Here is a 9,689-nt window from a genome sequence, read left to right as displayed (position 1 = left end):
TCCTTGCGCATTCCATCCCTTCAGGGGGAAGGAGCGGGGACAAATTTGCCCGCTTTCCCGCTCTTCCCCGCTGTCCTCTGCCTCCGGAGGCTGTGGAGGGTCAGCCGAACCGCTTGGCGATCACCGCATAGGCGGCACGCAGCCCCAGCGCCTCGCCGCCCTCCGGCCGGCCGGGCCGGGCCGAGCCGTTCCAGGCATAGGTGTCCAGATGCGCCCAGGGTGTCTCCTTCGACACGAATTCCTGCAGGAACAGCCCGGCGGTGATGGCGCCGGCGAAGCCGTTGGTGGTGACGTTGTTGATGTCGGCCACCTTGCTGTCCAGCCCCTTGCGGTAGGGCGCCCACAGCGGCAGCCGCCACATCGGGTCGTCGACCGCGGTGCCGGCCTCGGTCAGGTCGTCGGCCAGCGCGTCGTTGTTGGACATCAGCGCCGGCAGGTCGGGGCCGAGCGCGACGCGGGCGGCGCCGGTCAGGGTGGCGAAGTCGATCAGCAGCTCCGGCTTTTCCGAATCGGCCTCGGCCAGCGCGTCGCACAGGATCAGGCGCCCCTCGGCGTCGGTGTTGCCGACCTCGACGGTCAGGCCCTTGCGGGTCTTCAGCACGTCCAGCGGCTTGAAGGCGTCGCCCGACACCACATTCTCGACGGCGGGAACCAGCACGCGCAGCCGCACCGGCAGCCCGGCCATCATGATCATCCGGCCGAGCGCCAGCGCGTGCGCCGCCCCGCCCATGTCCTTCTTCATCATCAGCATGCCCGACGACGGCTTCAGGTCGAGCCCCCCGGTGTCGAAGCAGACGCCCTTGCCGACGACAGTCACCTTCGGGTGCTCCGGGTTGCCCCAGCGCAGATCGATCAGCCGCGGTTCACGCGGGCTGGCGCGGCCGACGGCGTGGACGGCCGGATAGTCGCGGTCGAGCAGGTCCTGGCCGACGATCATCTCCACCGCCGCGTCGAACTCGGCGGCCAAATCCTGCGCCGCCTGGGCCAGTTCGGCCGGTCCCATGTCGCAGGCCGGGGTGTTGACCAGATCGCGCACCAGCCAAGTGGCGGTCGCCGCCCGCTCCACCTCGCCGCGGTCGGCCCCGGCCGGCCAGACCAGGTTGGCGAAACCCTTCTCGGGCGGCTTCCTGTAGCGGCTGAAGCGGTAGCTGCCGAGCGCCCAGCCCAGCGCCGCCCGCGTCGCCGCCCGCGCGTCCAACGCCGCATCGATCTTGTAGGAGCCGGCCGGCAGCGAGGCCGGCAGCCCGGCGAAAGCCCACAGATCGTCGATGGCCGACACGCCGGCCAGCACATGGGCGACGGCGCCGTCCGGCCCCGGCAGGAAGACGGTCGATCCGGCCTCGCCGGTGAAGCCCACCGCCTTGACCCAGGATGCTGTGGCCGGCGACTGCGCCGCCAGCCAGTCCGGCAGCCCGGCCTTGGTCACGGGGGTGAGGGCGACGGTGTCGGGACCGTCGACGGCAAGCAGGGTGGCGAGCAAGACGGGGAATCCTTCCTACGAAATCACGTCACGCATCCGGAACGGATGCACATCCCCAAGGATGGCGCGTGAAGCGCCGGCTGGAAAGGGGTGGCGTGGAACGGAGTGGAACGCTTTCCGGGCCGGTGTTTTCCATCTTCATGAATAGGAAATTCTATGATTATTTCCATTATAAGAAAGTGAATTCTTCCTCGACGAGGCCTGGATCAGGATGAAGAACAGTTTGTTATCGATGCTGATTTCCTCGTGCTACGGAGCGCTATGGTGAATTGATGACAAAATGACATCGCCAGATATTCCCCATGGCAAATAAATAGCCTTTCGGTTATTTCGGACTGGTAAGCAGTGCCTCGGTGGCCTGTTCACCGAAGACGGTGAGCGGTCTGCGAAAGCCTGTTCCGATCAACTCCGATCAACCGCTGCCGCCGCCTATGATTGCGCTCGACATCGTCACCGTGCTGTTTTTGAACCAGTCGTCGCTTCTGGCCGGTGCGGCGGTCTTCATGATTGCGCGGCAGCGTCGGTCGCCGTCTTCGGGATTCGGCATCTTGGCGGCGGCCTTCTCGTTGCAGGGACTGGGCGCCGTCCTGGCCAGCTTCGGCGAGCAGGCGGCGATGCCCGTGACGGCCTGGACCCTGGGCAGCCTCACCCTCGGCATGGTCGGGCATGGGCTGCTGGTGCTGGGCATGGAGCGGCTGCGGTCGGGACGCCTGCACCGCGTCTGGCGCCTGCTGGCGGTTTATCCCATTCCGCTCTGGATCGCCGCCTGGCTCACCGGGTTCCATCTGGACAACCAGTTGCGGGCCACTCTCTTCCATCTGAACGCGGCGCTCTGTCTGCTGGTGGCGTCCCGCATCGTGGCCCGGCTCCGCCGGGTCGAGCCGCTGCCGTCCTGCCTGCCGCTGGAGGCGGTGCTGGCGTTCAGCGGACTGTCCTTCCTGCTCGGCGCCGGGGTCGTCGTCTTCGTCGCCGACTTCGTGCCCTGGCTGGCCCTGGAGTTCTTCGTCCAGATCCTGGGCAATTTCACCATCGCGATCCTGATCTACAGCGTCGCCACCGACCGGGCGGAGCGCAAGCTTGCCCTGATGGCGGAACTGGACAGCCTGACCGGCATCGGCAACCGCCGCTGGCTCGACAAGATGCTGCCGAGCCGCCTCAGCCCCGGCGACACCGTCTTCTGCATCGACCTCGACCATTTCAAGCGGATCAACGACCGGTTCGGCCATGCCACCGGCGACACCGTGCTGGTCGCCGTCGCCGCGACGCTGCGGAACCTGAAGCGCTCCGATGACGTGCTGGCGCGGATGGGAGGGGAGGAGTTCCTGCTGTTCCTGCCGGAGCTGCGGAGTTCCGACCCCCAGCCGATCGCCGAGCGGATCCGTGACGCCATCCAGGCGATCCCGTTCCAGCATCAGGGCGCCGCCCTGACGGTGACGGCCAGCATCGGCATCGCCCAGGTCGTCCAGCCGGGAGAGGCGTGGCCGGATCTCGTCCATGCCGCCGACATGGCGCTCTACGAGGCCAAGCGCGGCGGCCGCAACCGTGTTGTGCAGGCGAGGCGGGTTCCGCAGGGACTCGTGTCGGCGTAATAGCTGTCTCTGACTCCTGCAAGAGGTGCCATCCGATGTCCGATTTGATCCTGGTGATGGGGAACAAGGCCTATTCGTCCTGGTCGCTGCGCCCGTGGCTGGCGCTGAAGCAGGCCGGGCTGCCGTTCGCCGAGACCCTCATCCCCCTGCGCCAGCCCGACACCGCCGCGCGCATCGCCGAACATTCGCCGTCGGGCCGGGTGCCCTGCCTCGTCCATGACGGGCTGGCGATCTGGGACTCGCTGGCGATCTGCGAGTATGTGGCGGAGCTGGCGCCCGATGCCCGGCTGTGGCCGGCGGACCGCGCGGCGCGGGCGGTGGCGCGCTCGGTGGCGGCGGAGATGCATTCCGGCTTCGTCTCGCTGCGCACCACCATGTCGATGGACCTCAAGCGCGACCGCAAGGGCGAGGGGATGACCGCGGCGACCGCCGCCGACATCGCCCGGATCGAGGCGCTGTGGGCCGATGCCCGCGCCCGCTTCGGAGTTCCTGCGGGCGGACCCTTCCTGTTCGGTGCCTTCACCGTCGCCGACGCCATGTTCGCCCCGGTGGTGACGCGGCTGGAGACCTACGGCGTCGCGGTGTCGCCGGTGTCCCGCGCCTATATGGACGCCGTGCTGGCCCTGCCGGCGATGCGGGACTGGATCGCCGCGGCCAAGGATGAGCCGTGGGAGTTCGAGCCGTAAGAAGAGGGCGGCCGTAAGAAGAGGCTGGCGGCTGGACCGCCGGACGCTTTGCGGCAGAATCGACCAGCAATGCCTGTATCCGACAAGCATGCCCGAGGAGGCCGCCCCTAAGCTCCGATGCATGGACTTCACGAATGGACGTCACGAAGGAACCCGTGCATGACCGACTCGCCCACCCCGATGCCCACCGTCGTTCTCGTTCACGGCGCCTGGGCCGATGGTTCAAGCTGGCAGCGGGTCATCCCACTCCTGCTTGAGAAGACTGTTCCCGTCGTCGCGGTGCAGAACCCGACGAGTTCGCTTGCCGACGACGTGAAGGCCACCAAGCAGGCGCTGGCCGGCATCGACGGCCCCGTCGTGCTGGTCGGGCACAGCTGGGGCGGAGCGGTCATCACCGAGGCCGGCAACGATCCCAAGGTCAAGGCCCTGGTCTATGTGGCGGCCTTTGCGCCCAAGGCCGGCGAGACGCTCGGCGAGCTGGTGGGGGCGTATCCGCCGCCGCCGGGCCTGGGCAAGATTCAGGACGACGGCGCCGGCAATCTCACGCTCAGCGTCGAAGGCTGGATCGAGGATGTCGCGTCGGACCTTCCCGAAGCCGAGGCCCGCGTGCTCGCGGTGCTCCAGCCGCCGCTGCCCGGCAGCACCTTCGGCGACAAGGTCACCCAGGCCGCCTGGGAGAGCCGCCCGAACTGGTACATCGTCTCGGCCGACGACCGGGTCGTCAGCGTCGAGCTGGAGCGGGAGTTCGCCCGGCGCATGAATGCCAGGACCACCGAGCTGAAGGCGAGCCACCTCTCCCTGCTGTCGCAGCCCGACGCGGTGGCGGCGGTCATCCTGGAGGCCGTCCACAGCGTCATGGCCGGCTGAGCCGGCGACGCTCCATCGTTGCGGCCCGCTTGAAACGGGAAACGGCGCACCGTCCTGCCGGATGGTGCGCCGTTCTCGTGTCAGCCCCTTGACCCCCTCTCCCCGGGGGGAGAGGGGACGCTGGATAGGGAGGGTTCTTACTCCGCCGGGATGGCGCGCGGCAGGGTCACCGGCACGGCCAGACGGTGCAGCATCTCCTTCGGAACCACCTGCCAGAAATGGCCGAGTTCACGCTGCCAGTCGTTGAGGATCTCGGCGGCGAAACGGCTCTGCGTCTCGGCGACATGCTCCTCGATCAGCGCGCGGAGCTGGGCCTCGTAATGGGCCACCTCGACCCGCTGGAAGATGACGCTCTCCTCGTTGATGAAGAGCGGCAGCGAGTCCTCCGGGTCGTAGATGTAGGCCATGCCCCCGGTCATGCCGGCGCCGAAATTGTCGCCGACCTTGCCGAGGATGACCGCCGTGCCGCCGGTCATGTACTCGCAGCCGTTGGAACCGCAGCCCTCCACCACCACGGTGGCGCCGGAGTTGCGCACCGCGAACCGCTCACCGGCCTGGCCGGCGGCGAACAGCTTGCCGGCGGTGGCGCCGTACAGCACCGTGTTGCCGATGATGGTGTTCCGGTTCGACTCCAGCGGGCTGCTGGTCGCCGGACGGACGACGATGGTGCCGCCCGACAGGCCCTTGCCGACATAGTCGTTGGCGTCGCCCATCACCTCCAGCTTGATGCCCTGGACCGCGAAGGCGCCCAGCGACTGGCCGGCGGTGCCGCGCAGACGCACCGTGATGTGGCCGGGCTGCAGCCCGAACATGCCGAACTTCCGCGTCACCATCGAGGACAGCCGCGTGCCGATGGCGCGCTGCGTGTTGCGGGCGTTGTAGGCGAGCTGCATCTTCTCGCCTTCCTCGAACAGCGGGCGGGCATCGGCGACGATGCGGGCGTCCAGCGTGTCCGGCACCTCGTTGCGGCCCTGCAGCGTGCAGTAGCGCGCGTTCTCGCCGGGATCGACCTGGGCCAGCAGCGGGTTGAGGTCGAGGTCGTCGAGATGGGCGCCGCCGCGGCTGACCTGATGCAGCAGGTCGGTGCGGCCGATCACCTCGGTCAGCGAGCGGAAGCCCAGCTTGGCCAGGATCTCGCGGACCTCCTCGGCCAGGAAGGTGAAGAGGTTGACGACCTTCTCCGGCGAGCCGACGAACTTCTCGCGCAGCTTCTCGTCCTGGACGCAGACACCGACCGGGCAGGTGTTGGAATGGCACTGCCGGACCATGATGCAGCCCATGGCGATCAGGCTGGCGGTGCCGATGCCGAACTCTTCCGCACCCAGCATGGCGGCGATGACGATGTCGCGGCCGGTCTTCAGGCCGCCGTCGGTGCGCAGCCGCACGCGGTGGCGCAGCTTGTTCAGCGTCAGGACCTGATGGACCTCCGACAGGCCCATCTCCCAGGGCAGGCCGGCGAACTTGATCGAGGTCTGAGGGGACGCGCCGGTGCCGCCGGAGTTGCCGGAGATCAGGATGATGTCGGCGTTGGCCTTCGCCACGCCGGCGGCGATGGTGCCGATGCCCGACCGGCTGACCAGCTTCACCGTGACCTTGGCGTCCGGGTTGATCTGCTTCAGGTCATAGATGAGCTGCGCCAGATCCTCGATCGAGTAGATGTCATGGTGCGGCGGCGGGCTGATCAGCATGACGCCCGGCGTCGAGTGACGCAGCCGCGCGATCATCTCCGTCACCTTGAAGCCGGGCAGCTGGCCGCCCTCGCCGGGCTTGGCGCCCTGGGCGACCTTGATCTCCAGCTCGCGGCACTGGTTCAGGTACTCGGCGGTGACGCCGAAGCGGCCCGACGCCACCTGCTTGATGGCGGAGTTCCAGTTGTCGCCGTTCTTGTCGGGACGGAAGCGCGCCGGATCCTCGCCGCCCTCGCCCGAGTCGGACTTGGCGCCGATGCGGTTCATCGCGACGTTCAGCGTGCCGTGCGCCTCGGGCGACAGCGCGCCCATCGACATGCCCGGCGTGATGAAGCGCTTGCGGATCGAGGTGATGCTCTCCACCTCGTCCACCGGAACGGCGGCCTTGGTGGTGCGGAACTCCAAGAGGTCGCGCAGCTGCATCGGCGGCCGCTTGTTCACCTGCTCCGAATACTTCTTGAAGGTGGTGTAGCTGTCGTTGGTGACGGCCTGCTGCAGGGTGTGGATGATCCCACCCTCCCAGCCATGGCGGTCGCCCGACTTGCGGAAGCGGTAGAAGCCGCCGACCGGCAGCGGCAGCGCCTCGCCGGCATAGGCCAGCGCGTGCTGCTCCAGAACCTTCTTCTGGATGCCGTTCAGGCCGATGCCGGAGATGCGGCTGACCATCGCCGGGAAATGCTCGGCGACCAGGGCGCGCGACAGACCGATGGCCTCGAAGTTGCCGCCGCCGCGGTAGCTGCTGATGACCGAGATGCCCATCTTGGACATGATCTTCAGCAGGCCGTCGTCGATGGCCTTCTTGTAGTTCGTCATCGCCTTTTCCAGCGACAGCGAGCCGAGCAGGCCGCGGCGCTGGCGCTCGGCCACCGCCTCCTGCGCCAGATAGGCGTTGACGGTGGTGGCGCCGACGCCGATCAGCACGGCGAAGTAATGGGTGTCCAGGCATTCCGCCGTGCGCAGGTTCAGCGAGGTGAAGGTGCGCAGGTTGGAGCGGATCAGGTGGGTGTGGACCGCACCGGTCGCCAGGATGGCCGGGATGGCGGCGCAGTCGGCGCCCATCGCCTCGTCGGTCAGGATGACGTGGTTGGCGCCGCCGCGCACGGCGTCCTCCGCCTCCTGGCGGATGCGGCGCAGCGCATCGCGCAGCGCGTCGGGACCACCCGCCACCGGGAAGGTGGCGTCGATCACCGCGGCGGTGTCGCCCATATACTCCCGCATGGCGCGGAATTCGGCGGTGGTCAGCACCGGGCTGTCGAGTTGCAGCAACCGGGTCTGGCTTTCATCCTCGTCCAGGATGTTGCCGAGATTGCCCAGCCGCGTCTTCAGGCTCATCACCCGGCGCTCGCGAAGCGAATCGATGGGCGGATTGGTGACCTGGGAGAAGTTCTGGCGGAAGAAATGGTGCAGGCCGCGATACTTGTCGGACAGCACGGCGATCGGGCTGTCGTCGCCCATCGAGCCGACGGCCTCCTTGCCGTCCTCCGCCATCGGGTGGAGGATCAGTTCCATGTCTTCCATGGCGAGGCCGAAGGCCATCTGGCGGCGGCGCAGCTCCTCCTTCTCCATCTCCGACGGCTCGCCCTTCAGCGAGGCGGTCTTCACCAGCTCGTCCAGGTGGGTGGTGTTCTTGACCCACTGGTTCCACGGCTTCTGGCCGGCCAGATGGTCCTTCAGCTCACGGTCGTTGAACAGCTTGCCGGCCTGGAGATCGACGGCGATCATCTCGCCCGGGCCGAGGCGGCCCTTCTCGACCACCTGATTCTCCTCGATCTTGACCATGCCGGTCTCGGAGCCGCCGATGATCAGGCCGTCGGTGGTGATGGTGTAGCGCATCGGGCGCAGGCCGTTGCGGTCCATGCCGCCGACGACCCAGCGACCGTCGGTCATGGCCAGCGCCGCCGGGCCGTCCCACGGCTCCATGACGGAGTTGCAGTAGGCGATCAGCGCCTTGTGGTTTTCCGGCGTGGTCTGCGAGCTGGTCAGCGCCTGCGGCACCAGCATCATCTTGACCATCGGCGCCGTGCGGCCGGCGCGGACCATCACCTCGAACACGCTGTCGAGCGCGCCGGAGTCGGACAGGCCGACGCCGATCACCGGCTTCAGGTCGCCCATGTTGGCGCCGAACACCGGATGCTCCATCCGGGTCTCGTGCGCCTTCATCCAGTTGACGTTGCCCTTCAGCGTGTTGATCTCGCCATTGTGGGCGAGCATGCGGAAGGGCTGGGCCAGCGGCCAGGTCGGGAAGGTGTTGGTCGAATAGCGCTGGTGGTAGATGGCGAAGGACGACTCGAAGCGGTCGTCGGTCAGGTCCGGATAGAAGGTGGACAGCTGCTCGGCCAGGAACATGCCCTTGTAGATGATCGAGCGCGCCGACAGCGAGCAGATATAGAAGTCGTTGATCTGCTCGCCATGCACCGCCTTCTCGATCCGGCGGCGGATGATGTAGAGGTCGAGCTCGAACTGCTCGTCCGACACGCCCTTCGAATTGCCGATGATGATCTGCTCGATCTCGGGCCGGGTGGCGTTGGCCTTCTCGCCGATGATGTCGACGTTGATCGGCACCTGGCGCCAGCCATAGATGTAGTAGCCGAAGGCCAGGATCTCGGTCTCGACGATGCAGCGGCAGGCTTCCTGGGCGTCCAGGCTGATGCGCGGCAGGAAGACCTGGCCGACCGCCAGATTGTTCTCCGGCGGGAGGTGGCCGATGATCTTGACATGGTCCTTGAAGAACTTCTGCGGCACCTGGACATGGATGCCGGCGCCGTCGCCGGTCTTGCCGTCGGCGTCCACCGCACCGCGGTGCCAGACCGCCTTCAGGGCTTCGATGCCTTTCTCGACCACCGAACGGCGGGGCTTGCCGTCGATCGCGGCGATGAAGCCGACGCCGCAGGCGTCGTGCTCGTCGGCCGGATTGTAGGCGTGGGCAGTGGTCAGCGCCGCGGCGTTGGCGCGGAAATCGGCGACGAACTGCTCACCCTGGTTCAACGAGCCCTGGTTAAACTCGGCGGTCATGGAACGACCCTTTCACAGTCTGGACGTTGACCTGGGGGGCCGAAGGGAAGGCCCCCTGGGGTAGACGGTGTTCTGATAACGGAAAAGAGAAAGCGCCTTACTCGGCGGCAACGGCCAGCTTGGACGCGCCGACGGTCTGGGCGTAGGCGTGCATGGCGTCGGCAGCGTCGCGGCCGTCGCGGATGGCCCACACCACCAGCGAGGCGCCGCGGACGATATCGCCGGCGGCGAAGACGCCGTCCAGGCTGGTCATCTTGCTGCGGTGGTCGACCAGCAGCGTGCCCCAGCGGGTGACGGTCAGGTCGGGCGAGCCGAACAGGACCGGCAGATCCTCCGGCTCGAAGCGGAGAGCCTTGATGACGAGGTC

General features: G+C 67.6%; 5 protein-coding genes and 1 pseudogene. 3 read left to right on the top strand and 3 right to left on the bottom strand.

Annotated features, from left to right (window positions below; all coding sequences use genetic code 11):
- Positions 1–100 precede the first annotated feature (100 nt).
- Positions 101–1,480 (bottom strand): M17 family metallopeptidase, encoded by a 1,380-nt coding sequence (locus I71_RS01970; protein WP_042689537.1) that lies wholly within the window; start codon positions 1,478–1,480, stop codon positions 101–103.
- 374 nt (positions 1,481–1,854) lie between these two features.
- Between I71_RS01970 and I71_RS01965 the strand changes: the two genes are divergently transcribed.
- The 3 genes from I71_RS01965 to I71_RS01955 all read left to right on the top strand — a co-directional run bounded on the left by I71_RS01965 (position 1,855) and on the right by I71_RS01955 (position 4,622).
- Positions 1,855–3,069: a GGDEF domain-containing protein gene (locus I71_RS01965; protein WP_148294123.1), complete on the top strand. Its 1,215-nt coding sequence runs from the start codon at positions 1,855–1,857 to the stop codon at positions 3,067–3,069.
- Positions 3,070–3,104: 35 nt separating this feature from the next.
- Positions 3,105–3,755, top strand: a complete 651-nt coding sequence (locus I71_RS01960) for a glutathione S-transferase family protein (protein ID WP_042689531.1) — start codon at positions 3,105–3,107, stop codon at positions 3,753–3,755.
- Between the two features lie 159 nt (positions 3,756–3,914).
- Positions 3,915–4,622: an alpha/beta fold hydrolase gene (locus I71_RS01955; protein WP_042689528.1), complete on the top strand. Its 708-nt coding sequence runs from the start codon at positions 3,915–3,917 to the stop codon at positions 4,620–4,622.
- Between the two features lie 137 nt (positions 4,623–4,759).
- Here I71_RS01955 and gltB read toward each other — a convergent pair whose 3' ends face one another.
- Complete coding sequence (gltB, locus tag I71_RS01950; protein WP_042689524.1) at positions 4,760–9,322, bottom strand: glutamate synthase large subunit; 4,563 nt, start codon at positions 9,320–9,322, stop codon at positions 4,760–4,762.
- A 97-nt stretch (positions 9,323–9,419) separates the two neighbouring features.
- Positions 9,420–9,689, bottom strand: a pseudogene (locus tag I71_RS01945) (NAD(P)-dependent oxidoreductase); the annotation flags it as partial.

Source organism: Azospirillum sp. B506 (genome assembly GCF_000333595.1).
GTDB lineage: Bacteria > Pseudomonadota > Alphaproteobacteria > Azospirillales > Azospirillaceae > Azospirillum.
The sequence above is the reverse complement of the archived record's forward strand: the minus strand, read 5'-3'. Positions and strand labels throughout refer to the sequence as shown.

Coding starts and splice junctions, on each gene's coding strand:
- I71_RS01960 (WP_042689531.1), top strand. CDS start 3,105: ATGTCCGATTTGATCCTGGTGATGGGGAACAAGGCCTATTCGTCCTGG.
- I71_RS01955 (WP_042689528.1), top strand. CDS start 3,915: ATGACCGACTCGCCCACCCCGATGCCCACCGTCGTTCTCGTTCACGGC.
- gltB (WP_042689524.1), bottom strand. CDS start 9,322: ATGACCGCCGAGTTTAACCAGGGCTCGTTGAACCAGGGTGAGCAGTTC.